This window comes from Paenibacillus chitinolyticus NBRC 15660, assembly GCF_000739915.1.
In the GTDB taxonomy this organism is placed as follows: Bacteria; Bacillota; Bacilli; order Paenibacillales; family NBRC-103111; genus Paenibacillus_F; species Paenibacillus_F chitinolyticus.
Genome location: NZ_BBJT01000003.1, coordinates 527515 through 552705, shown reverse-complemented (window position 1 = coordinate 552705; position 25191 = coordinate 527515). Strand labels below are relative to the sequence as shown.

Below are 25191 nucleotides of genomic sequence, written 5' to 3'. Positions count from 1 at the left end.
ATATTTTACAAGTAAATACCAAATAAAAGGATAGAGGAGAGGACGAAACGTGAGGAAATTTAAAGCTCTTGTTTTAGCGGCCGCCGTAGGGATAGCCTTCAGCAGCAGTGTACACCTTCCATCTGCGGCAGCAGCACAACCGACTTCGATCGCTATACCGACCAATTTGGCTTTAGACGGGAAAGTATCGGCAAGCGGAGAATTTGCGCCGCACCAAGGGAAAGATAAAGCGTTCGACCAGGATGTTTTTTCAAAATGGTTGACATTCAGCAGTCCGGCCTGGCTGCAATATGAATTTTCCGCTGCGAAAGTCGTGACCTCATACACCATTACTTCCGCGGAGGACGAACCTTACAGAGACCCGAAAAGCTGGGTATTAAAAGGCTCTAATGACGGATCTAACTGGACTCAACTGGACACACGGCAGAATCAAAGCTTTACCTCCCGGCATCAAGCGAAAACGTACTCTTTTACCAATTAGACAGCTTATAAATTCGTGAAATTCGATGACTTTAATAATCAGAACGGAAGCGGTATTTTGCAGCTTTCTGAAATCAAATTATTCGACGGCAGCGCAAAGACATGGAGTACCACCAAACCCACCGTTACAGCCAGCGGAGAACATACGCCTACCAACATCAAAGAGAACCTGGTGGATGGAACAAGCGTGACCAAGTGGTTGATTAAAGACGATACCGCATGGCTTAAGTTCGACTTCGGCCAACAAGTGACGCTCGATGGCTACGCGCTTACGGCAGCTAATGACAGACCCGAACGCGATCCCAAAAGCTGGGTTCTTCAAGGCTCCAACGATGACAAGACCTGGACCAGTATAGACACGAAAAGCGATGAGAACTTCAACGTTCGGCATCAGCGCAAGCATTACCTTCTAACGAACAATACCAAGGCCTTTCAATATTATAGGCTCAACAATATAAAAAATCACAGCGGAAACTCCATACAATTGGGGGAAGTTGAATTTTCGCGCACCAATGATATCGGGCATGCCGTCAATCCGGTCATCGAAGTAAAAAACCTGGATTCATCGGGCAACGGCAGCTTATTCACCAAAGCCCTTCCCAATGCCGAGAAAGAAATATTGACGGTCGCACGTAAAGTACACGAACTGTTATACAGTAATCCCGCAGATGCCCCTGTTGACGTCAAAAAAATCTTGGTGACCATTGAAGATGTTCCCGGAGTGGCTTGGACATCGGGAGACTCTACGCAGAAGACGGTCGGTTTCAGTTCCCAGTATCTGAAAAAATTCGTGGCCAGCCCTTCCAAATCGCTTCGCGAAGAAATCATCGGCATTCTTTATCATGAGATTGGTCATGTTTATCAGTACAGCAACTTTGACGTGGAAGCGATAGCCGACAGCTTGCGCTTTGAAACAGGCTACCATGACCGGTATAGCGCCACCAAGGGTGGAACTTGGCAGACGAAAGGCACGGCGAACTTCCTTCGCTGGGTTGAAGATTCGAAGAAACGCGGCTTCATCCGTGAACTGAACGCGGCCCCGATCCCTTACAACATCATCGGCAATGCAAATGAAGTTCAGTTGTGGAAAGAAAATCAATTTAAAGTGATTACCGGAACAGACGTGAACACGCTTTGGAGCCAATATCAGGCGACGTTGTCTGATTAGCGGCGAAAGTTAATGATGATTGAACTAAGATGAAATTATTTTGTGAAGAACGTAAATTTTCGGATGAATTTCCGAGGTTTGCGTTCTTTTTTGTTTTTTGATTCGGAAGACAAGGAACTGGTACACGGTTTACAACGCCTTCACAAGGCACAAAGAGTACGAGAATTCATTCAAAATAACCTGAAATAGAACAAGCCGGAGCATAGATAGCATTTGAAGACGTTCTCTGAAAGCATAGGGGAGCCCTTCTGGCCATAATCGAAATGGGGATCAAAAGGCTATACTTGGGTTGCTATTGATAATTCAATTGATAATGATTATCATTGTTTTGTGATGAGTTTCCAATCGGTAGAAACAAGCATTCGTGGACGCGATCGGGAAACTCCTGCAATGATAATATCCATCCATTTGAAAATGTGTGGTCCTCCGAAAAGGGCGGCTTCTGATAGAAACGGGGTTGAATTTATGCAAAGCGCTGAGCGATATTGTGAGATTGCGAATGCAGAAAATAGTAACTGCGCACTCACACTTAATCTAAATGAAATGTATCGAACATGCTCTTTTGAACAGGTAGTGAAGGTGCCTGAAGAGATGGGCAAGGGCTACTGGAAATGTATTCGTACGTATTCTTCTATAGACCTAGTAATATGCGACGTGCGCTTTACTAAAAATATGACCCTGAGCAGTAGAGAAGGAGGGAATAACATAAACCTTGGATTTTGTCTCGGAGACAGCATCCGTTGGAGCGTAGAAGGAAGAAAGGGCGAATTTGGACTCGATCCATGGGAGGTCTCCGCTTTTGGCAGTATTCAAGCGAGCAATCGATGTCAGTATGACGTCGACAGTCACTTTCAGGGTCTTTCTCTAAAGCTTAATCACATGGAGTCCATTGGGCCCCTGCACCATCTTCCGCTACACAAAATATCGTCCGCTTTATCTGGAAATTCCCGACTCTTCTATAATAGTCAAATGACATCCGGAATGAAACGCATTGTTCATGATATCATTCACTGCTATTACCATGGCGATATCAAGCATATTTACTTGGAAGGCAAAATATTGGAACTAATCGCCTTGTATCTTTACGAAGTTATTTTGGAAAAGAACACCTCCTCTCCGCCGCTTGGTCTGTCCAGAACAGAGGTTGCAAGCCTTCATCTCGCCAAAGACATACTGGACGGCGATTTGATGTCCCCACCTGGTCTGGAAGCACTCGCCAAGCGGGTATGTTTGAACGAATTCAAACTAAAAAAAGGATTCAAATTGCTGTTTGGCATGCCGGTTCATGCTTATGTGATCGACCGAAGGCTGGAAGCTGCCTTCCACATGTTAGAAGAAGGCAGAATGAAGATTACTGAGGCGGCCTATGCAGCGGGTTTCGGGAAGACAGGTCATTTTTCCGAACAATTCAAAAGAAAGTACGGTGTCAATCCCTCTGAGTACTTCCGACAATTTCGCCGTTAAGAAAGAACAAAATCCGTATTTGTGGTTTTTACTCCCGATTTGGGTATCTGGATCAAGGTAGGAAGTGGGATACTGGTTCATGACAGTTGCTATGAAGCAATCGTCAAGGCCTTTTTTAAAAAAAATAATTGATAATGATTATCGTTATCGATAAATGAAAGGGAGAGACGATGAAACGAGTAATAGTTTTGGCCATCCTATGTTGCATGTTGGTATTAACCGCATGTGGAAACCAGGAGACCCGCGACGGGGAGAATCAACAAAAATTTAAAGAGGTTGAAAATGCCAAGGGCGGCAAGGTTAAAATTCCGATCCATCCTAAGCGCATCGCCGACCTTTCGGGATCGACGGAGGAGCTTCTGTTACTTGGAATACAACCGATCGCTTCAGGAAATACGGATTTCGGCAATAGAGCAGTATTGTCTCCAACGATTAAAAATCTTTTAAGCGCAGATACAGTCAATTTGGGTTGGTACGCAGAGCCGATCAGCCTGGAGTTAGTCGTATCCGCTAAGCCGGATTTGATTATTCTGGGAACCTTATTTAATGAAAATCTGTACGAGCAGCTATCCAAGGTTGCCCCGACAGTGATTGTGCCATATCCCTATTACGAGTGGAGAAACCGTTTTACCTTTTTAGCGGATCTTTTTGGAGAAGAAGAGAAGAAGGATAAATGGTTGTCTGAGTATGACAGAAAGGTAGAAGAATGGAGCAAAAAATTAGAACCTGTTCTTGGGAACGAAACCTTTGCTGTAATCGAAACCTATCCTAAAAATCTTGTTATCTACTCCTCATCCGGAACTGCTGAGCTTATTTATACGGATCTAGCATTGAAGCGTACGGACGGCATTCCGGAACCTGAAAGCTGGGGAGGGCGGGAAATAAACCTTGAATCCTTAGCGACCATCAATCCTGACAACTTGATACTAATGGAGAACAGCGAAAACACAATGAACGACAGTAAAGTTTGGAACAATCTCAAAGCCGTACAGAAAGGGAATGTCTACAAAATAACGAATATCGACAATTACAATTATTCCTTCACGGCCATTGGTCGTATGGAGTTGCTCGACCGACTCGGAAAGCAAATATTGAAAAACCATAAAAGCAACGAATAGACAGCTCCAATTTTGTGCATAGAAGCTCTGGGTGTCCTTGCCTGATTTTCGGGCAGGGATGATTTCGTTTTTGAGTACATAAAAGGAAAGGAGTGTAGGAAGATGAGTTTCAAGTCCGAAGTGTCGGGCCTGTTGCATATTGCCGGCGAGAAAAAGGGGCTGTTGACGGTCGCAAGCGTGTTCTCCTTCTTTTCCAGTTTGTTGCAGCTTGTTCCTTTTGTCGCGGTGTATAAGATAGTCGAGGAATTGTTGAACCATGCACAAAGTCCTGAGGGCGCAGACAAGGAGCTTATTCTGTATTGGGGGGGCGTCGCGTTTATAGCCTGTATTGGGGCTTTGGTAGCTCTGTATATCGGCGGGATGTGCTCACATATCGCTGCGTTTAATATTCTCTATCAGCTTCGGGTGCGTCTGGCAGAGCATGTTGCCAAAGTGCCAATGGGTTACCATACGAATACGACTACGGGCGAATTGAAAAAAATTATCGAGGTCAGTGTCGAAAAAATCGAGAAATTTATTGCCCATCAATTACCCGATATCGTCAGTGCGGTCATGATACCGATTTTATTGATGGGCTATTTGTTTTGGCTGGATTGGCGCTTGGCGCTGGTTCTGCTCATTCCGATCGGATTCGGATTTTGGCTTCAGACCCGTATGTTTACCAGCGTAAGAGGACAAACAGCGTATCGCGGATTTCAATACGCCGTGGAAGAAATGAATGCAACTGGTGTCGAATATGTCCGTGCAATGCCCGCTGTGAAAATATTCGGTGTTACGGCCGAATCCTTCCTGACGTTTAAGCAATCCGTTGCCAAGTACCGTGATATCTCATTAAAAATAACGGATTTATGCAAGACGCCGTACAGTCTTTTTTTCGTTGTTGTCAGTTCTTTGTTCACTTTTATCGTACCTGTGGGCATTCTTCTTGGAAATGGTCATTCCGGAAGTCAATCGTTTGCCATTACTTTTATTCTGTTTCTGATCATAGCACCGAGCTTATCGGTACCGTTATTGAAGTTGATGCATGCGGGAAGCGGGATGCGAGAAATTGTTGAAGGCAATAAACGTATTGAGGCCATTTTTTCCGAAGCCATGGTGACGGAACCGGTATCTCCCCAAGTTCCAACAGCGCACGATATCGCCTTTAAGCAGGTTTCCTTCGCTTATGAAACCAAAGAAAGCAAGGATTTTAAGCCAGTTCTTAACGGTATCCATTTTGTTGCGCGAGCGGGTGAGATGACCGCGTTGGTCGGTCCTTCAGGCGGTGGGAAATCGACCATTGCCAATCTGTTGCTGCGTTTCTGGGATGTTCAGGAGGGCGACATTACGATTGGGGGCGTTCCGATTCGTGAGATGGGGACGGAAAAGCTGATGGATACGGTTTCCTTCGTGTTTCAGGATGTGCATCTGTTCTATGATACGATCGAAGCGAATATCCGGATGGGAAATACGACCGCTTCCAATGAAGAGGTCATCGCAGCTGCGAAGACGGCCTGCTGTCATGAATTCATCGAGAAACTGGCGTACGGGTACGATACCAAAATCGGGGAAGGCGGAACCTATTTATCCGGCGGAGAGGCGCAGCGGATTGCGATTGCCCGTGCATTGCTGAAAAATGCGCCGATCCTCGTATTGGATGAAGCAACAGCTTATGCGGATGCTGGGAACGAAAAGAAGATCCAGCGGGGTCTGGCCGAGCTGGTCAAAGGAAAAACCGTCCTCATCATTGCTCACCGCCTGTCTACGATTCGCGCGGCAGATCAAATTCTGGTCGTGAAGCGGGGAGAAATTGCGGAACGGGGAACGCATGACGAACTGCGGAAATTAAACGGCCTGTATGAGCAGATGTGGCAAGCTCATATCAGCGCAGCTTCATGGAGACTCGGCGCGAAAGACAACTCGCCGGCACATGCAGTCGCTGCAAAGGAGGGCTCAGGCTAATGAACCGTTACTTTACTAACATCTCAGGAGGAAACATCAGAAACTTGTGGCCATCCTCCTTTGCGGCCTTACTGGATGGGATCTCTAAAGTCATTCCGGCAGCTTTGCTTGTTGATATTTTTCATACGATATATAGCTCCTTTGCGGAACCGGAGGCGGGCTTGAGTATAGGACGGTTATGGGTGGTATGCGCCTTTTTGTTTTTTTGGCTGATGGTGTCCTACGGGGCGTACGCCTTACTGTACGACAAGTCGTACAAAGCAGCCTATAGCCTGGCTGCATCCGGCCGGCTGAAGTTGGCCGAACATTTGCGTCATCTGTCGCTCGGATATTTTGGCAAACGTGATCCGGGGGATGTTACCAACCTATTATTAAGTGACTACTCGCAAGTTGAGCACACGATTTCCCACAATGTGCCTCAACTCATCAGTGCTGTCATACTGCCCCTCCTGGCATTGTCGGGACTTGTGTTTCTGGATTGGCAAATGGCATTAGCGATGTTCGTGGCTGTTCCGTTCGGCGTACTGCTGCTATGGCTGACGGACGCGCTTCAGGCGCGTTTAAGCGAAACTCATGTCAAGGCCAAGAATGAAGCCGCCAGCCGGCTGCAGGAGTATTTAAGCGGAATACGCGAGATCAAGGCCCATAATATGGGGGGGAAACGGTTTGAGCGATTGCGTCTTTCATTTGATCGGTTAATGCGTGCGTCCATCCGCTTGGAAGGCGTTATGGGACCCTTGATTATGGGAGCGATGCTGCTGACCCGCTCTGGAATGACGATCATGATTTTTGCCGGCAGCTACTTGCTGGTAGGCGGAACACTTTCACTTCCCGTTTTTCTCCTGTTCTTGCTGGTGGGTACCCGAGTATTCGAGCCACTGACTGTGGTGTTGATGAACTATGGAGAAATGCGGTATTCGGCCTATAGCGCCCAACGTATCATGGACGTGCAGCAGGAACAACCGATGCAGGGGACAGAAAGCATTCAACCTCAGGGGCAGATTGTTTTTGACCGGGTCATATTTGGCTATGATGACAATGCACTTATCATTAGGGACTTGTCATTTACGATTGAACCGCAAACCATTACGGCTTTGGTGGGACCGTCAGGCAGCGGGAAGAGTACGGTAACGCGCTTGATTGCACGATTTTGGGATATCCAACAGGGGACGATCGAGATTGGTGGTCAATCCATTCGACACGCAAATCCGGAGGATCTTTTGAAACATATTTCTATGGTGTTCCAAGACGTTTATTTATTCCAGGATACTATCGGCAACAACATCCGAATCGGAAAGATGGACGCTACTCAAGAAGAAGTGGAGGCAGCGGCCAAGCGTGCTTGTTGCCATGAATTCATCTCTCAATTGCCTCAAGGCTATGATACGCCGGTAGGAGAGGGCGGCTCGACGCTGTCCGGCGGAGAGAAGCAGCGGATATCGATTGCCCGTGCCTTGCTGAAAGACGCGTCGATCGTGCTGCTCGACGAAGCTACCGCTTCACTTGATCCTGAAAATGAATCTGCTGTACAAAAGGCTATTAACGAACTGGTCGCCGATAAAACCGTCATCCTTATCGCGCATCGATTGAAGACGGTTCAACATGCGGATAAGATACTTGTACTTGATCAAGGTCAGCTTGTTGAAGAAGGTACTCACATGGAGTTGTTGAAAAGAAAGGGATTATACGCAGATTTGTGGAGCTTGCAGCAAGAATCCGACGGATGGCGAGTCAAATAAGGACGCTTTGTATCTAGCAAGTTAGGAGGATTTTATATGAGCCAAACAACCGTAGATGAAAAAGGAAAACAGCAGTATTTCATCTTGAATGTAAATCTGTGGAAAGTCATGCTCCAATTATCATGGCCGGCGATCATTGCCATGGTTCTCTATGGATTAAATGCGGTCATTGCTGCCGTTTTTGTAGGTCGTTATATCGGAGAAACCGCTCTGGCTGGGGTTTCCGTAGCCTATCCTCTAACCCAGATCAGTGTCGGTTTAGGCTCCTTAATTGGGGTTGGCGCCGGCTCAGTATTAAGTATGGCCATCGGCCGACAGGACAAGCGCACACAGGAACGGTTGCTCGGGCATGTCAACTATCTTTCCCTTATCGTAACCGTGATTTATATGATACTGGGTCTGCTATTCTCCACTCAATTAATAAGGATGATGGGAGGAGAAGGCGAAGTGTTATTCCTGGGGGACCGTTTCTTTAGAATTACAGTCATAGGCTCGTTTTTCTGGATCTATGGTCTGGCAGCCAACATGATTGTAAGAGGGGAAGGAAAGATGAAGTCCGCGGCCGTCATGATGGGAATCGGTCTGGCGGCAGATATTTTGTTCAACTATATTCTGGTGGTAATTCTTGATTCAGGTGTAGAAGGAGCCGCATGGGCAACCAATATCAGCATGTTTGTCTACACGCTTCTGGGCTGGATTTACTTTGGCAAAGGTTTTGCGTCCTTCAAAACAAAGGTCTTTTCCATTTATAGGGATGCCGCCACTGTCAAATCGATCATTGGACTGGGCTTGTCTTCGCTAATTATGAATGTGATGAGTCTGGTGCAGGGGGTTGTCGTTTTCAACGCACTTGCTAAATTTGGTACGATGCTGGATATTGCCTTTTATGGCGTGGTCTATCGTGTGTTTACTTTTCTACTTACGCCGATCTTTGGTTTAATGCGCGCACTGCAGCCGGTCATTGGTATAAACTACGGCGCTGGGCAATATGAGCGCGTTATAAAATCCTACAGAATATTTACCGTTGCCTCCATGCTGTTGACCTTGCCTTTTTGGATCTTTTCCATGGCCGCTCCCGAAATGATTCTGGGCTTCATGTTGCCGGATCAAGTATTTACGGGAACACAATCGATGTATTTCCGAATTCATATGGCTATTTTACCGCTATTGTCGATGATTTTTATGGCAATGACATTTTTCCCTTCTATTAATAAAGGAAAACCGGCAGCCATTATCGGAATTGCAAGACAGCTCGTTCTCTATATACCGGTCATGCTGATTTTACCTAAAATGATGGGAGTCTCCGGCATTTATTTTGGTTCGCTTGCGATTGATGCCATTATTGTGCTCTGGACTGTTGTCATGGTCAGAAAAGAATTTACGAGGCTCAGGACAAAAGATAATGCGAACCTTACATTAAATTAATGCCAACATTACAGGATCCTTAAATGGGATAAAATGTTCCAACTCCATTTGAATTAGAATCAGTTTTATGGTAAATATAAATACTAAATAAATTTAGTGAGTGAATTAGGGGCGGAATATCAAAGTTCCTATAAAGGAGGGAGAAACAATGTCAGCATATACTCAACCAATCTTTGTGGCAGCGATTTTTTTTGTTGTTTTAACATTTGCCTTATTTATCCCATGGCTCATTTATACATATAGAAAATATAATTTTCTTCCATTTTCTACCACGTTAATTTCATTTTCATTTATCTTTTACTTTTTAGCCGCGTTATTTTTAATATTGTTGCCTTTGCCAGAAATACGCAATACTTGTTCGCTACAAAAACCGGGTACACAACATTATTCACTTCTGCCATTTCAATTTATAGTGGACACCTTTGGGAATAGTGGTATCGTGTTATCACAGCCTGCAACTTATAGACTGTTATTTAACCAACCATCATTCTATCAAGCGTTTTTCAATTTCTTGCTATTATTACCTTTTGGTGTTTATTTGCGATACTTTTTTCAAGACAAGAAATACTGGAAGAAAGCTCTAGGAATCACGTTCTTATTAACATTATTTTATGAGGTAACACAGGTAACCGGCATTTACGGGATATATAATTGCCCTTATCGTATTTTTGATGTGGATGATTTATTGTTGAATACTACTGGCGGGGTACTGGGTTTCTTTATTGCTCCAGCTGTGTTAGCGCTATTCCCATCAAAAAAGAAAATTAATGAGAAAGCAGAAAGATTATTGGCTCTTGATGAAGTAAGAGGGATGTCTGTGTTGCTGGCTGTTATTATTGATCTATTTATCAGCAACATGGTAGTTAAAGTTGTGTTGAGTATGACCAACGTTAATATGATTAGTGAATTTATTGCGAGTACAATTACACTTTCTGTAACATTTTTTATTATTCCATGGATTTGGAACGGATCGACAGTCGGTACGAAGATTATGCGCTATCGCTATGACAGTAAAGTAAGTCGTGTGGAAACAAACAAGCGATTATTTAAACGCTTTGGTGCTATTTACGCGATGTACTTCATAACAGCAATTGCGAATACTTTGAATAACGTAGAAATATCAATGGATTCTCCATTTTATAAGGCATCTATATTCTTAACGCTAGGTGCTGGGTTGACCTTTATCACTTTAACGATCGTGTTGTTCATCCATATTGTATTCGTCGTGTTTGGCAAAGAAAAACGCCGCTTTTATTTTGATGAAGCTTCTGATTTATATACAACCAGAAAAAAATAATGCAGAAGGGCGATTCCATTTTGTTATTTTAGAGAAGATTGCCGAGACAGTCCACACGGAGCGCCCGCTCAAAACACTCACCTAAATCCTATTCAATAGCAAAGGGGTACCCCGTAGTCTTAAATGGCTACGGGGTACCCCTTTTTTGTGGATTTAAGCTTGTTGTAAGGTTGGTATGAATTTGCTGTAAGGTTCGCAGCCTATAGTATAAGTATCAGCAAATTAAGAGGTGAAATGAATGGAACCATTATTAAAAGTAGAAAATATAAAAAAAGTGTACGGGAAGTTAAGTGCTGCTTACACAGCGTTAGAAAACGTGTCTTTTGACATTCATGCAGGTGAGTTTGTAGGGATTATGGGACCTTCCGGAGCGGGGAAATCAACCTTGCTAAATTTGTTAGCAACCATTGATTCTCCAACTGAAGGGAAGATTTATATGAAGGACAAGAGTATTCATGACATGAAGGAAGCAGCTTTGGCAGACTTCCGACGTGATAATCTCGGTTTCATCTTCCAAGATTACAATTTGCTCGATTCTTTGACTGTAAAGGAAAACATATTGCTTCCTCTGGCGATTGCTAAAATTCCAGCGAAGAAAATCAATCACCTCGTGACTCAGATCTCTAAAGTATTTGGTATTGAAGATTTACTGACAAAATATCCTTACCAAATTTCTGGTGGTCAAAAGCAAAGAACCGCTGCCGCTAGAGCGCTTGTGACAGAGCCTGCACTGATTTTGGCTGATGAACCAACAGGTGCGCTTGACTCCAAATCAGCAACAGATTTATTGGAAAGCTTAAGTACTTTAAATGAAAATAACAATTCGACCATTATGATGGTGACCCATGATGCGTTTGCCGCAAGCTTCTGCCGCCGGATTATTTTCATCAAGGATGGTTCATTTTCAACAGAAATATATCGTCGTGATCAGACACGCAAAGCCTTCTTCCAAGAGATCTTAGATGTTCATGCAGCAATTGGAGGTGAGGTAGATGACGTTATATAGTCTAGCAAGAAGAAATATAGCACGAAACTTTTCTCAATATTTCTTATACATTGCATCGATGGTGTTTAGTATCATCATTTACTTTACATTTGTGACATTAAAATATAGTGATACGATAGCAGAACAGACGGCTTCATCCCAAAAACTAGGTTCACTAATGAGTGGGGCGGCAGTCATCCTCATCTTTTTCGTTTTCATATTTATAGCCTATTCCAATTCATTTTTTATGAAAAAACGTAAAAAAGAAGTGGCATTGTATGCGTTGCTGGGTGTACGTAATCGTCAAATAGGCTTTATGCTCTTTTTTGAAAATTTATTATTAGGATTATTCTCTTTAGTAGTAGGGATTGTACTTGGGTTCCTTTGTTCAAAAGGATTTATGACGATTTTGATTCATTTAATGGGTTATGACGTTGTAGCACCCTTTACATTTTCAGCGGCGGCAGCGATGAACACTGCTATCGTATTTCTGGTTATTTTCTTAGTGACATCGTATCAAGGCTATCGTTTGATTTATCAATTTAAGCTGATTGATTTATTTCATGCTTCGAAAAAGGGAGAAGTGGCGCCCAAATCATCTATGATAGTAGCTGTTCTTGGAGTAGTACTAATTGTCTTGGGCTATTGGTTGGCGCTGCAGGACCTTTTCACTTCTAAGGTATGGGAAAAAGTTGGATTTCTCATGACCGTATTAATTATTTTAACAACGGTTATTATGGGTACATTTTTATTGTTCCACAGTGTGACTGGCTTTGTGTTAGCAATGATTAAGAAAAATGAAAAGTGGCTGTGGAAAGGCCTTCATGTAATCACCATTTCGCAACTGCTCTATCGTATCCGTGGGAATGCACGTACATTAACTGTGATTGCCGTGTTAAGTGCTACGACAGTAACTGCCGGTGGAGCGGTGTATAGTCTTTATTACAATACGAATGACTCGGCGAAAACTATTAATCCGAATACCTTTATGTATCAATCAACAGATGCAGAAATTGATAAACAAGTGAGTGCTGTACTATCAGATACAAAATACGATGAAAATATCGAAGCACTATCCATTACGTTTCATACGAAAGAATTAAACTCGCCATCAACATTCGATAGCTCTGATAAAAGAGGATATACAGTTATCGATGAAAAAACATACAACAAATTAGCAAGTGTACAACATAAAGAAAAATTAAATGTAAATGATGGCTGCGCGGTTATTTTAGATATCGGATATGATAAGAGGTTCTCACCTATATATACAGGAAAAACGATAACAACAGGAAACGGCCATCTACTCACATTCCAAAGCTTTAAAACACAAACCGTATTGAATGGAGGCACAGCAGGCATAACAGTGGTAGTCTCGGATGACCAGTATAAAGTATTGCGAAATGATGGGGAAGTGCTACACTATCGTGTTCTTGGAGTAGATCGTGCCTCTGTAGATTTATCTAAAAAAATTGCAAACCAATTACCTGAAGAAGCGCTATTTTCCAGTGCTCCTCAAGATTACCAAACAAGCTTGGAAAGTGTGGGTTCTCTACTTTTTATCGGAAGTTTCCTTGGACTTGTATTTCTGGCTGCAACAGGCAGTATCATTTACTTTAAAGTTTTAACAGAGGCAGAAGAAGATAAATCACAGTACAATATGCTGCATAAAATGGGTGTCAGTGCAAAAGAAATGCGAAAATCCATTGCGTCACAGGTATTCGTTATCTTTGTTGTACCGTTGGCAGTAGGGTTATTGCACAGTGTAGTGGCTTTAAAAGCATTCTCTGGTCTACTGATGATAGATTTAGCAAAACCTGTGTTGCTCTGGATGATTGCTTATACCGTAATTTACGGGTTGTATTATTTCTTAACCGTAGCTTCTTACAATCGTATTATCACACTAAATAATAGAACAGAAGGATGATTGAGATGAGAAAATTTCTAATTACTATTGGTATTTTGTTTGTTATAGGAGCTGTAGGTGTCTTTGCTCTAGCTAAAATTGACTTCAATCGCTTCAATGCCGAAAGTTACTATTTACAAATAACAGAGGACGGGAAACCCCATGAATATAAACTGAGCGATGGTACAGTGATGACCTCCTATTCGTATACACTAGATGCTACAAATGCCAAAGGTAAAACAATTCCGCTTGAATTTAATGCACAAAAAAATCTTCGTAAAGGAGCCTACTTGAAAATGTATGTAAAAAAAGGCGATCAAGTATCATCATACGATGAAGTGAAATTAGAGGATATTCCGCAAAAGGCGCAAAAAAACTAATAAATTGAAGAAGGGCTGTCTCCTAAAAAGAACAGCCCTTTTCTCTGCCTAATGAGTAAGTAAGGCAATTGTATTATAAAAGGATAGTAATGGTGGTTCCAATATGTTCAACGCTCTTCAAATCGAGTTTCCCCTCATGAGCCCAAATAATGTCTCTTGCGATTGCCATTCCTAACCCAGTACCATGCTTGCTTGCCGTATTTGTACCCCGATAGTAGCGTTCGAAAACCTGTTCCAGATCTTTAGCTGGAATACCATGGCCATTATCAGAAATCGAAATTTGGGTATGAAATTCCGGACCTGGAGATAGGCTGCCGGACGGGTGCTCTTGTCCATATTTTAGATGAATGGTTTCCACTCGAATCTTCACCACGACATTTTCATCGTTATGCACCAGCGCGTTGTAGATAAAGTTAAGGATCGCTCGTTTTAGTAATTTTTTATCCACTTTATGCACGGCTTTCACCACATTTGCTTCAAACTCTACCTGCCGTTCACCCAATGCCAGGTCATTTAAAAGTTCAATCGTCATTTCTCGTAGAAACTGAACGAGATTCACATCTTCAAATTGCAGGGATAGCTGGTGATTACGCAAACGCATTGTTAAATTGAGGTCATCTAACAAATCTTTCATATACATAGATTTACTCTTGATAATGGATGTGTATTCCTGTAATTCTTGGGCTGTTAAATCTGTGGCACTGTCGTTTATAAATTCTGCATAACCTTGAATAGAAGCAAGTGGTGTTTTCATGTCATGTGAAACATTGCTAATCCATTCCTCACGCATTTGGTCGAGACGCTTACGTTCCTCTTCATGTCGATCGAGCTTTTCAGATAGTTCATTCATATTACGAAAAACATCTTCATAAACGCCTCTGGGAGTAGGCATTTTCTTAAAACGTCGTTCCCTAAGCTGTTGAATACCATCTATTAATGTATGAAGTGGTGCAGTTAACTTTTTCCCAAATAAAAATCCAACGATGATTACAATAAGAACATCAACGATAAAAAAAATGGAAAGAAAAACATTAACGTCCTTAAAAATTTTAGCATAGTCATAGGTCATTACGTAGCGGGCTACTTTCGGATTTTTAATCCCTAAAAAGTAACTAAAATTTTGAGCTTTGCTGACAAAAACAGTTGTGCTTGCATCTAATTCTTTATATTTATACATTTGTACAATTTCAATAGGGGAATACTCTGTTTGCAATTCTTCAGGTGCATAAAATGCGGATACTTGCTCCCCATGGTTATTCAAGAATTGTACCCAAGCGCTCATATCTTGTAGTTTTTTGAGGCCTTCTTCGTTCACAACAGGTTTGCCAGAATGTAGTTCTACATATTGTGAAAAGGTCCGGCTAAAGGTTTCTGCAGACGCTTCTTCAGTGCCGAAAATATTATACTTTAGCTGCATAAAGAATAGGGAAAGGAACAAAATCGCGTTTACAATACCAACGATCACAACAATAGTCATAACCGATCTTAAAAAGCGGAGTGTCAATTTCCATTTCAACTTGTCTCACCCCTTGGTATGTAATTTATAACCTAACCCTTTAACCGTTAATAAAAAGGAAGGCTTTGAAGGGTCTACCTCAATTTTTTCGCGTAAGCGCCGAATATGTACCATCACTGTATTATCGGAACCAAAAAAATCTTCACCCCACACCTGTCCAAATAAGGTTTCTTTGCTTATTATCTGATTCGGATGATGCATAAAACAGCTCATTAAACCGACTTCTTTGGCGGTAAGCACAACGGCTTCGCCATTCTTTTTTAATTCTGTCTCATTGGCACTAAGCTCAAAGGGGCCAACTTGCAAACTTTTCGGAGCCTTTTTTTCCTCTGAAAATCCAGCCCTTCTCAGTTGTGCTTTTACCCGATAAGCGACTTCTTTCGGACTGAACGGTTTAGTAATATAATCATCGCCACCTATCGCCAGTCCTAAAAGCTTATTAATTTCCTCATCCTTTGCAGACATAAATAAGATCGGTGCATTTGACGTTTCTCGAATTTTCCTGCATAAATCATATCCTTCTCCATCTGGCAGCATAATATCTAGCAAAATAAGCTCAGGATTATACTCCTGAAACTTTTCCCAACCCTCCGCAACGGTTCCGGCAGTTACAACGTCTGCAATACCTTCTTTATGTAAAACTGTCTTCATCAGACGCGCTAAATCATCTTCATCGTCAATGATTAAAACCCATTTACGACTTACCATTTGTTTCCCTCCATAACACACTCTTTATCTACATTATAAAGTACCCTTTAATTCTTTCGTAAAAAAATTCACGGTTCATACCCATGAAGCCGCTGAACACTTTCAAGTATTGGAATAAATCCCTGGTTTATTCGATGAAGTCAGACCCGGCACCTCCGTAGCGGTCAATGCGTAATTGTAGAGCTTAACCTCATCCATAAAGCCGTTCATCGTCAGGCTGGAATCCGTACCTATGGTTGTGATATTGACGGTAGTATGCATAATTAAGCGAGTGTGTAAGATTTTTCACCTAGAATTCATGAATTCCACCCAAAAAAAAGCTGACACCAATCGGTGCCAGCTTTTTTTATTTCTCCTGCAGCATCATTTCCCACAGCTGCGGGGTGTCGTAGCCGAGACGCCAGGCGGCGACGCCGGCCAGGTCGTACTTGCGCGCGATAGCCAGGCGCTGCTTGACCGTGTCGTTGTCTTCCAGCCAGAACACGTGCTTTTTGCCGTCTTCGGTATAGTCCACCCGGTACTGCTTGAACTCGTTATCCCACGTTTTAACGGCTTTCTTGGCCGTGATGAGAGCGGGGATGTCCTTGAGCAGGATCGCCTTGTTCTCTACTGGCTTGCCAGCGGCATCCAGGGTCCAGTCACGGACATAGTAGGGGATGCCCATGATCAGCTTGTCCCGCGGAATCCCGTAACTCAGGAATTCGATCACGCCCTGCTCGGCCCAGGGAAGACCGGATACGGAGCCCGGCTCCGTGCTGCCTTTCCAGTATTGGTCATAGGCCATGATGGCAATGTAATCCACGTATGAAGCGAGCTTCTCATGGTCATACGCGGTTTTGTCGTTCCACTTGATGCTTCCGCGCGGCAGATCGACCGAAACGCTCAATTTTTTCGCGTGGGCGGCATCCGCAAACTGCTTGACAAAGGTGGTGTAGCCCGCCCGGTCTTTGGCACTCAGGCTTTCAAAGTCGAGATTGAGCCCGTCCACTTTCAAAGCGGCGGCTTTATCGACGATCTGGCGGATGAAGGCGGTCTGCGCAGCGGGATTCGCCAGGAAAGCCGAGGTCATTTCCGCATTAAACTGATTGTTGATCAGGGGATATACGGTAAATCCCTGCTTTTTGAGCCAGTCGACCGTAGCCGCTTCGGATTTGTCGTCGACTTTACCGCTCGCGTCCGCAAGCTGGAAGTAGGTAGGCGATACCACATCAAGGCCGACGGTGCCGGATGCTTGCGCTTGGATGGTCGAGGCTGCGGAAGAGCCTGTCCAGCCCCAGTACTGCATTTTGCGGAGATTATCCCAGATGACATTGCGGTCCAAGGTGCGGATCGTGCTGTTCGAGTATTTGGATGCGTACTCCAGCGCCTGGGGAATGGTGTTAAAATCTCCGATCAGCGTATTGTTCTGCAAAACCTGATAATACGGATAATTGCTCCAGATAATTTTGCCGTTATAAGAGATTTCACTGTGGCCCCAGCGGGAAGCGTATGTCGCGGCCGCGTCCAGCGACTGGAATTCACTCAGGAAATTGTCGTTCTGATACACTTTGTAGGAAGCCTCGTTCGTATGCAAAACGGCATTGTCGGTCGTTCTGACGACTTTGGAACCTCCCCATTTGAGAGATTCGTTAACGGCGTCTTCCAAATAAGCGAAGCTCCAGGAAGGTGCCGAATATGTATCCTGATAGACCCGGTAGACAGGCGTTCCGGAACGGAGGGAGCTTTTGTCGGCGGCACTGATATTGTCCCAGACCCACTTGTTCGTGCTCAGGTCGATGATATGGGCGTGTCTCCATTTACGGGCTTCGGCGGTCGCGTCGGCCAGCGTCGTGAAATCCCACAATGACTGCGTGTTGTCGCCCTGATAGACGCGGTATTTGGGATAGTTGTTCCACACCCAGCCGCCGCTCTGCAAATCTCTCACGCTTGCATGCCCCCAGCGTCTGGCTTCGGCAACGGCCGCGTCCAGGGTAGGAAACGTCCACTGAGGCTGTGTAAAATCATATTGAAACACCTGATAACGGGGAAAGTTGTTCCAAAGCCACTTGCGGGTGGAGATTTCTTCGACGTGGGAATTTTTGAACTGCTTGGCGTAGGCCTCGGCCTGACTGTAGTCGGAGAGCTCGGTTACGATTTTGTTGTTCTGGTAAACCCGGTATTTCGTGGTTTTGTCCGCCGCCTGAGCCTGCAGGGGGGAGCAAAGACTGACGACGACGGCTCCTGTTAGTATCCAACGCACTGCTTTCATTTATCACGCCTCTTTCTATCAATCTTCCTATTATTTGACGTTCAGGCGTGCCGTTTAGTTGCGTTTTTCGGCATAAAAAAAGAAAAAGCCTCCCCGGCTTCTGCCGGAAAAGGCTTTTTTTCCACTCTCTTCGTCTATTCGTGGATATAAGCGACGATTTCGTCTTCGAGATCAAGCTGGATCTGATCGCGGAAAACGCGGATTTGCTGCTGGCTCAGATACTGCATGATGGCCTCATAAATGTTAGCCTCGATCAGAATCTGATTGCGGCCTTCCGCAAATACTTCCGCCGAGAATCCGAGATCCTCGTCCCACATGAGAACAACCTCGACTTGGGAAGGGTGGAGCTGTTTGCGCTGCGCCATGTTGACGCATAACGCGTTGGTGATTTCCTGTTCGGTCAGTTTCATGTCAGGTTGTGCTTCTCCTTCATCTTATCGGCTTTACGCTTGTCCATGAAGTAGACGACAATGCGGCGGATCACCATCACGATGAGCAGGATGGCAAGCATGTTGACCATGAAGCCGAGTACGTTGCCGAGCATTCCCATGCCGCCGAACAATCCGCCGAAGAGCATGCCGGCCAGACCGCCGATCAGAAGGCCTTTCATCAGACCGCCGCTGAAAAATCCGCGTTTTTGAGTCGGAGCGGTGGACGTCGTTTTGGACGAATTGCTTGGTGTCGATTTGTTCACGTTTGTATCGTTGGATTTATTGGTTGTAGATGGTGTATACGATTTTTTGGTGGAGCTGTACGACTTCTTGGCCTCGACGGTTCCAGGCATAGTCACCGAAAACGTAAGCATACAGGCCATAACTAAAAGCAACCATTTCTTCAAAATAAATGTCCCCCTTAAATAATTATGCGAACGATGTTCGTCTGCAAACATGCTATACGTACGGAAGCGGGCGGCGGTTTCACTTTTTTATAAAAATTTATAGGAAGGCTCAAAATTTCGACATTCACTGATAATAATTATCATTATTGGTTACAATGGCTGTAGAACTAAAAAAAGAGGCCCGTGGAAGGCCTCTCTTTTCCGGTAAGCATCAGGACAGTTTCGATTCGAAGGTTTTGCAGTCGGTTTCTTCGGAATGACGGGCCTGGTTGCCGTCGTGGTGGCTCACGACATAAATCGATTCGGCCGCGCACTTGTTTCCGTTGGACCAGTGTCTGCAGGAATTCACTTCACACAGTACATCTTTAGCCATGTTGATTCACCTCCCTTTTCCAGCTTTATTAGGGTGGGCGTATTCGGCATGGTTTTATACGTGCGCGGCCAAGAAAATTTTAAATTTTACAGGCATTCGGTAAGATTTTTAGCGATGTTTTGGTCTCTGGGGATATCCGTCTAAGGCGACGTTGGACGATGCCGCGTATTTTGGTTAACATGGAAAGGAAGGCATAATGTCGGCGATTATTTGGGATGAGGGGAAACGGACTATGGAGCGTTATCCGAAAGAAGTACTGAATTATTTGGTCCATTTTCACGGGGACCGTGATTTTTTTGAATGTCACGAGATTTTGGAAGAATACTGGAAGGAAAATCCGGGTCATCCGTATGCGGAAACGTTGGTCGGTTTGATCCAGGTGGCCGTCGGCCTTTACCATCAGCGGAGAGGGAACAAGGCGGGGGCCGTTAAAATGCTGGGCAGTTCTCTCTCTTATCTGAAAGAGGAAGATTTGAAATGTCTCGGCTTGGCAGGGGAAGACCTGGTTGCCCGGGTGCGCCAAAGAGTGCGGGAAGCGGAGCTTGGTGCGGTGCCTTACGAAGATCTGGATCTTCCCGTAGAAGATCCTTCCTTGCTGGAAGCGTGCAAGCGTGAGTGCGCTCTGCGCGGATTCGGTTGGGGAGAGGCGAGCGACGCAAGCAATCTCATGCTGGTCAACCGCCACAAGCTGCGGGACCGCAGCGATGTCGTGGAGGAAAGAGCCCGCCAGTTGGAAGCCAGGAAGCTGCGCCGGAAGGGAGGCGAGGGCCAATGAAGGACAAAATCGCGGTCGTCGACGACGAGCCGTACATCGCCGAAGTGGCCCGCCTCTATCTGGAGCACGCCGGATACCAGCCGCTGCTGGTGGATCACGCGGCGGAGGTGCTCCCTCTGCTGCGCGAGCACAGTCCGTCGCTCGTGATCCTCGACGTGATGCTGCCGGACGGGTCCGGCTTCGACGTGTGCCGCTCGATCCGCTCCATGAACAAGCCGCTCTGCGACGTCCCGGTCATTATGCTGACCGCGCGCGGCGAGGCGTTCGACAAGCTGGAGGGCTTTAATGTCGGAGCGGACGACTATCTCGTGAAGCCCTTCGATCCCAGCGAGCTGATCGCGCGGGTCAAAGCGGTTCTCCGGCGCAGCAAACCGGAAGAAGCGGCCGCCGCGTCGGCCGATCCGTCGCTGCCCCAGCCGATCCGCATCGGCGCCCTGACCATCGACTTCGCCCGTTACCGGGTCGAGCTGGAGGGGAGCCGGATCGATTTGACGCCGAAGGAGACGGAGCTTCTCTATTTCCTGGCCAGCAAGGCGGGGAGGGTGTTTTCGCGGGACGATCTGCTCGCCGGCGTCTGGGCGTTCGATTTTCCGGGCGGTACGAGAACGGTGGATGCCCACGTCAAAAATTTGCGCAAGAAGCTGGGCAGCCATCCCGAATGGCGGATCGAAACGCTTTGGGGGATCGGCTATTCGTTCGAGGTGACGGCGCATGAGAAGGGCTGAGCGCCTTCTGGAGTTTTGGCGGGGGCGGTTCGGCAGTTTGTACTTGCGGGTCTTTCTTCTGTTCCTTGCCGTGTGCGTGCTGTTTTTCGTGGGACTGGCCTTGTTCTGGAACATGTATTTCCAAAATTTCTTTTACAAAGACAAGCAGGAATTTTTGAAAAAAGGCTACGTGGAGGTAACGAAGCTGTTGGCTCCATTCCAGGAAGGAACCCTGTCCACCCGGGAGCTGCGGATGGCGACACGCATCGTCGCGCGCGGAGTGAACGGGCGTATTTTTCTCGTGGATGGCAAAGGAGTTATTCTGAACGGGTCCACCGAATACGAGACGTTCAAGCTGCCTCCGACTCTGGAAAAATCGCTGGGCAGCGGCCTGGAAGGCAAGTCCGGCTTCCTCTTCGACCAGCCGCCGAGCGAGAGGCATCCGGGCGACAAGCGCCCGATGGACACGCTGCTGACGTACTATGCGCCCGCCCAGATCGGCGGCGAAACGATCGTCGTCTTCCTGCAGGTGCCGGTGGCGGAAATAAGGCAGACGATCTCGGTCATCCGGCTGATCATCCTGCTGCCGCTCCTGTTCTCGCTGCTGGCCGTCGGACTGCTGCTTTATTTCATTTCGCGCCGGATGACGGCCCCGCTGAAGCAGATGAACGAGCTGGCCACGGCCATCGAGCAGGGAGACTTGTCCCTGCGTGTGCCTGTCACCTCGAAGGACGAGGTGGGCGAGCTGGCGGAGAGCTTCAACCGCGTGGTCGACCGGCTCCAGGAGTGGGAAGGCACGCGCCAGGAGTTCCTGGCCCAGGTCTCCCACGAGCTGCGCTCCCCGCTGACCTCGCTCCGAGGGCTGATCTCCGCCATGCGGGACGGGATTATCGAGCCGGACAAGTACGGCCACTACTTCCGGATCTGCGAGTCGGAGGTCCGTCGTCTGGAGAGGCTCGTTCAGGAGCTGCTCGATCTGGCCCGCATCCAGAACGGAGCCGGACTGCGCGAGCTGAAGCCGGTGGACATGGTGGCCCAGACCGGAGAAGTGCTGGACGTGATGCGAGAAATTTTCGCCCGCAAGCGGCTGGAGCTGTCCGAGCGGGTCGACGTGCCTGCCGGGGAAGGGCTGTTCGCCAGTCTCGACGCCGACCGCTATGCGCAAATTGTGCACAATTTGCTGTACAATGCGGTTCAATTCACGCCCGAAGGCGGGGCGGTTAAGGTCCGGCTGGAGCGGAAAGCGGACAAAGCGGTTCTCACCGTGAGCGATACGGGAATCGGGATGACGGCGGAAGAAATCCAGCGGATCTGGGAGAAGTTCCACAAAGTCGACCGGACCCGCGGAGGAACGACGGAAGGCGTCGGACTCGGCCTGACGATTGTGAAGCATCTGGTCGAGGCGATGAACGGCCGCATTACGGTACAGAGCCGGCCCGGGGAAGGTACTTCTTTTTACGTGGAGTTTGCGCGTGTAAACGGAAACGGCGGGTATCCGGGCGGAATACCCGGTAATCCGGATTCCTCCGCTGGATGATTTTCACACTTCTTTTACAAATCGAGCATCTTTTCATCAAAGCCGTTTCTTATCTTGTTCATAGGGACAGGTTGAGAGGGCGGCAGGGCAAAGCAAGTGCCGGACCGTCGTCAAAACCAATCCTGTCCTTCGGGGCAGGATTTTTTGCGTTGGGGGAGGGGGCCATGAGTTTTCGCCGGAAGCTTCATTTGCGCTGGATAGGGGCGGCCTGCTTGCTGCCTCTTGCATGTACGCTCACGTTTGCGTTTGCGGGCAGTATGTCTCCTCATGCGGGTACGCTTGAACCGGAGGCGGAAGCGTTATCCGCTTCACAGCCCGCTTATGAAACGAACGGGGCTGCCGCTTTTCAAGGCGGGAACCGCCCGGAGAATATGGAACCTGCCATACAGACGAGCAGGGAACGCCTTCTGGTTTTGTTTTGCGCAACGCTGCTCGAGGTCGGGAAAGAAGCGGGCTTTTCGCTTACCCCGGCTCAGGCGGAACAGCTTGCCGGGATCCTTCAGCGCAGCGTCGGCCGCGGTGAAATGACGCAGGAGGAGAGCGAAGAAGCCAAACACCTGCTTACGGGGAAGCAGAGGGACATGTTTGAGAAGGTCTTTGCGGACGACGCCAAACGAAGTTTACAGGGGCGCGCCCTCGAAACCGGAGGAAGCCGGGAGCACTGCGGCGATACCGCTCCCAATTTTTACGGCAGCGTTCCTAACGGAGGAACAGATGCGGCCGAGGAATCTTCGGCTCTCCGGCCTGCGGCATGCGGGCCGCTTAAGGAAGAGCCGGAACTAAATCTGGAGCAGCAGACACTGCATATGTTGAACCGCCAAAAATCAGCGGCCATCACAGGGAGGAACAAATAGACGATGAAATGGTCAGGTAAAGTAATCGGAATGAGCTTGGCCGGCGTTCTGCTGGTCGGGGGCGGAGGCTATTTTGCTTTCGGAGCCGTTAAAAAGCCGATGGCGGGCGCCGCCGCTCAAGAGGTCGTGACTGCCGTCAAGAAAGGGGATATCCGCTCCACGGTTTCGGGGACGGCCCAATTCGAGCCGAAAGAAAAGCAGACGATCGTCTCTCCTGCGGACGCCACGATTAAAGCGATGCATCTTACGCGGAATATGCCCGTTAAAGCGGGGGATGTTCTTGTAGAGCTGAGCAGTCCGACACTGGAAAATAATTTACAAAAAGCGTTGATGACCCAGGCGGACATCGAGAAACAGATCGCCGAGCTGCAGCGGCAGCAGGCCAATATGGGCACCTCCGCTCCAATCGGCGGACAGCTTGTGCTTGCTCCCAATATTGAAGTCGGCTCGAACGTCAATAAAAATACAAAGATCGCCACGGTCAACGATACGACCAATCTGCTGGCGACGGTGCTTTTCCCGTATGAGGAAGCTTTGCAGCTGCGGAGCGGAGAAGAAATCGACCTCGCGGTCGACGGATTTTCTATCACCAAAACAGGCAAGGTAGACGCCGTGAACAAGACGGCCAAGTCCGACGGAAAGGGTGGAAAAGCGCTTGAAGTGCAGATCCGCATCCAAAACGACGGCACGCTTGATGCCGGACTTAAAGTGAAGGCATCCGCACGGATCGGAAACGTCTCTGTGGATGCGGTGGCCGAGAGCTCGCTGGAATATGCCAAATCGGCGCCCGTCGTAGCGGGTGTGCAGGGCACCGTTTCTTCACTTCCGAACAAGTCGGGAACTCTGGTCAAGGCGGGGGCCAGCGTGGCGGTGCTGGAGAACGACACGATCCAGAGCGACATTTCCGATAAGGAAGCGGCGCTGGAGCAGCAGAAGCTCGCCGTGCAGGAGGCCCGGGACAAAGTAGCCGATCTTGTGGTGAAGGCTCCTTTTGACGGCGTGTTCTCGACCGATTTTGTCAATACGAAAGAAAACATCCTGGCAAGCCTGACGCCCGGAGCCAAGGTCAAAAACGCGTTCGAATTCGGCGCCGTGGCGAACATGGAATTGATGCAGCTGCCGATCCAGGTGGATGAGCTCGATCTGAATGCGATCAAAACCGGAATGAAAGCCGAAGTGTCGGTCGACTCCCTGCAAGGGAAAAAGTTCGAAGGCGAAGTGACGCAAATCTCCAGTATGGGCACGACGACCAACGGGGTGACGTTCTACGACGTGATTTTGGCCGTCAAAAATACAAACGAGCTGAAATACGGCATGACGGCGACTGCGAATATTCTGATCGAAAACAAAACGGGTGTCCTGTACGTGTCACCGGAGGCGCTTCAGTCGCGCCAGGGCAAGCGGTACGTGACCCTCAAGAAAGCGGACGGCACGCTGGAAGCGCAGCATGAGGTGAAGATCGGCATCCGCAGTACGACCCAAGTGGAAATCACCGAAGGGCTGAAAGAAGGAGACAAGGTCGTGGTGCCTCAGAAAGCCCAGCCGACGAAAATGACCCAGCAGGAGATCGACCGGCTAAGGCAGCAGTATCAAGGAGGCCAAGGCGGTCAGGGCGGCGGAGGTTTCCAAGGCGGAGGCGGATTACCGGGCGGCGGTCAGGGAGGCCAGGGCAGTCAAGGCGGCGGAGGCCAGCGTGCGAACCAGACGAGATAAGGCAGGTCCGTCAAGGAGGTGA

At 47.2% G+C, this 25191-nt stretch carries 22 protein-coding genes; 16 read left to right on the top strand and 6 right to left on the bottom strand.

Annotated features, from left to right (window positions below; genetic code table 11):
- Positions 1-49: 49 nt before the first annotated feature.
- The 11 genes from PCH01S_RS31285 (at position 50) to PCH01S_RS07670 (ending at position 13903) form a co-directional block, all read left to right on the top strand.
- Positions 50-481, top strand: coding sequence for a discoidin domain-containing protein (locus PCH01S_RS31285; RefSeq protein WP_241688854.1), 432 nt, complete (start codon positions 50-52; stop codon positions 479-481).
- A 15-nt stretch (positions 482-496) separates the two neighbouring features.
- The gene (locus tag PCH01S_RS07715; RefSeq protein ID WP_255246831.1) at positions 497-1648 is read left to right on the top strand and encodes a basic secretory protein-like protein; all 1152 of its coding nucleotides are present in this window, start codon (positions 497-499) and stop codon (positions 1646-1648) included.
- Positions 1649-2038: 390 nt separating this feature from the next.
- The gene (locus PCH01S_RS29245) at positions 2039-3112 is read left to right on the top strand and encodes a helix-turn-helix domain-containing protein (RefSeq protein WP_053228672.1); all 1074 of its coding nucleotides are present in this window, start codon (positions 2039-2041) and stop codon (positions 3110-3112) included.
- Positions 3113-3282: 170 nt separating this feature from the next.
- Positions 3283-4230, top strand: coding sequence for an ABC transporter substrate-binding protein (locus PCH01S_RS07705; RefSeq protein WP_042228189.1), 948 nt, complete (start codon positions 3283-3285; stop codon positions 4228-4230).
- Positions 4231-4332: 102 nt separating this feature from the next.
- A complete protein-coding gene (locus PCH01S_RS07700; RefSeq protein ID WP_042228188.1) occupies positions 4333-6171 on the top strand; it encodes an ABC transporter ATP-binding protein in 1839 nt (612 codons plus the stop codon).
- Entirely contained in the window at positions 6171-7910 is a 1740-nt protein-coding gene (locus PCH01S_RS07695; RefSeq protein WP_042228186.1) for an ABC transporter ATP-binding protein, read from the top strand. The genes PCH01S_RS07700 and PCH01S_RS07695 overlap by 1 nt, the downstream gene beginning before the upstream one ends.
- Positions 7911-7946: 36 nt before the next feature.
- The gene (locus PCH01S_RS07690) at positions 7947-9335 is read left to right on the top strand and encodes an MATE family efflux transporter (RefSeq protein WP_042228185.1); all 1389 of its coding nucleotides are present in this window, start codon (positions 7947-7949) and stop codon (positions 9333-9335) included.
- A gap of 148 nt (positions 9336-9483) precedes the next feature.
- The gene (locus PCH01S_RS07685; RefSeq protein WP_042228184.1) at positions 9484-10632 is read left to right on the top strand and encodes a VanZ family protein; all 1149 of its coding nucleotides are present in this window, start codon (positions 9484-9486) and stop codon (positions 10630-10632) included.
- Between the two features lie 238 nt (positions 10633-10870).
- Positions 10871-11638 (top strand): ABC transporter ATP-binding protein, encoded by a 768-nt coding sequence (locus PCH01S_RS07680; RefSeq protein WP_042228182.1) that lies wholly within the window; start codon positions 10871-10873, stop codon positions 11636-11638.
- Positions 11625-13544 carry an ABC transporter permease gene (locus PCH01S_RS07675; protein WP_042228181.1) on the top strand — a complete coding sequence of 640 codons (1920 nt, stop codon included), beginning with the start codon at positions 11625-11627 and terminating at the stop codon, positions 13542-13544. Before PCH01S_RS07680 ends, PCH01S_RS07675 begins: the two co-directional genes overlap by 14 nt.
- A gap of 5 nt (positions 13545-13549) precedes the next feature.
- The gene (locus PCH01S_RS07670) at positions 13550-13903 is read left to right on the top strand and encodes a YxeA family protein (protein WP_042228179.1); all 354 of its coding nucleotides are present in this window, start codon (positions 13550-13552) and stop codon (positions 13901-13903) included.
- A gap of 73 nt (positions 13904-13976) precedes the next feature.
- Here the strand turns inward: PCH01S_RS07670 and PCH01S_RS07665 are convergent, their stop codons facing one another.
- From PCH01S_RS07665 to PCH01S_RS29665, 6 genes are all read right to left on the bottom strand, one after another.
- Entirely contained in the window at positions 13977-15419 is a 1443-nt protein-coding gene (locus tag PCH01S_RS07665; protein WP_042228177.1) for a sensor histidine kinase, read from the bottom strand.
- A gap of 6 nt (positions 15420-15425) precedes the next feature.
- Positions 15426-16127: a response regulator transcription factor gene (locus PCH01S_RS07660; protein WP_042228175.1), complete on the bottom strand. Its 702-nt coding sequence runs from the start codon at positions 16125-16127 to the stop codon at positions 15426-15428.
- A gap of 346 nt (positions 16128-16473) precedes the next feature.
- Positions 16474-18375 (bottom strand): glycosyl hydrolase family 18 protein, encoded by a 1902-nt coding sequence (locus tag PCH01S_RS07655; protein WP_042228173.1) that lies wholly within the window; start codon positions 18373-18375, stop codon positions 16474-16476.
- Between the two features lie 134 nt (positions 18376-18509).
- Positions 18510-18785: a DUF2653 family protein gene (locus PCH01S_RS07650; protein ID WP_009674362.1), complete on the bottom strand. Its 276-nt coding sequence runs from the start codon at positions 18783-18785 to the stop codon at positions 18510-18512.
- A complete protein-coding gene (locus PCH01S_RS07645; RefSeq protein WP_174446790.1) occupies positions 18782-19213 on the bottom strand; it encodes a hypothetical protein in 432 nt (143 codons plus the stop codon). Before PCH01S_RS07645 ends, PCH01S_RS07650 begins: the two co-directional genes overlap by 4 nt.
- Positions 19214-19424: 211 nt before the next feature.
- Positions 19425-19586 carry a DUF1540 domain-containing protein gene (locus PCH01S_RS29665; protein WP_009674350.1) on the bottom strand — a complete coding sequence of 54 codons (162 nt, stop codon included), beginning with the start codon at positions 19584-19586 and terminating at the stop codon, positions 19425-19427.
- 196 nt (positions 19587-19782) lie between these two features.
- Here PCH01S_RS29665 and PCH01S_RS07640 point away from each other — a divergent pair, with 196 nt between their 5' ends.
- The 5 genes from PCH01S_RS07640 (at position 19783) to PCH01S_RS07620 (ending at position 25169) form a co-directional block, all read left to right on the top strand.
- A complete protein-coding gene (locus tag PCH01S_RS07640) occupies positions 19783-20361 on the top strand; it encodes a DUF309 domain-containing protein (protein WP_241688856.1) in 579 nt (192 codons plus the stop codon).
- On the top strand, positions 20358-21086 hold the full coding sequence (locus PCH01S_RS07635) for a response regulator transcription factor (protein WP_042228171.1): 729 nt from the start codon (positions 20358-20360) through the stop codon (positions 21084-21086). The genes PCH01S_RS07640 and PCH01S_RS07635 overlap by 4 nt, the downstream gene beginning before the upstream one ends.
- A complete protein-coding gene (locus PCH01S_RS07630) occupies positions 21073-22602 on the top strand; it encodes a sensor histidine kinase (RefSeq protein WP_042228169.1) in 1530 nt (509 codons plus the stop codon). The genes PCH01S_RS07635 and PCH01S_RS07630 overlap by 14 nt, the downstream gene beginning before the upstream one ends.
- A gap of 164 nt (positions 22603-22766) precedes the next feature.
- A complete protein-coding gene (locus PCH01S_RS07625) occupies positions 22767-23456 on the top strand; it encodes a hypothetical protein (RefSeq protein ID WP_042228167.1) in 690 nt (229 codons plus the stop codon).
- 3 nt (positions 23457-23459) lie between these two features.
- Complete coding sequence (locus tag PCH01S_RS07620) at positions 23460-25169, top strand: HlyD family efflux transporter periplasmic adaptor subunit (RefSeq protein WP_042228166.1); 1710 nt, start codon at positions 23460-23462, stop codon at positions 25167-25169.
- The last annotated feature ends 22 nt before the right edge of the window (positions 25170-25191 follow it).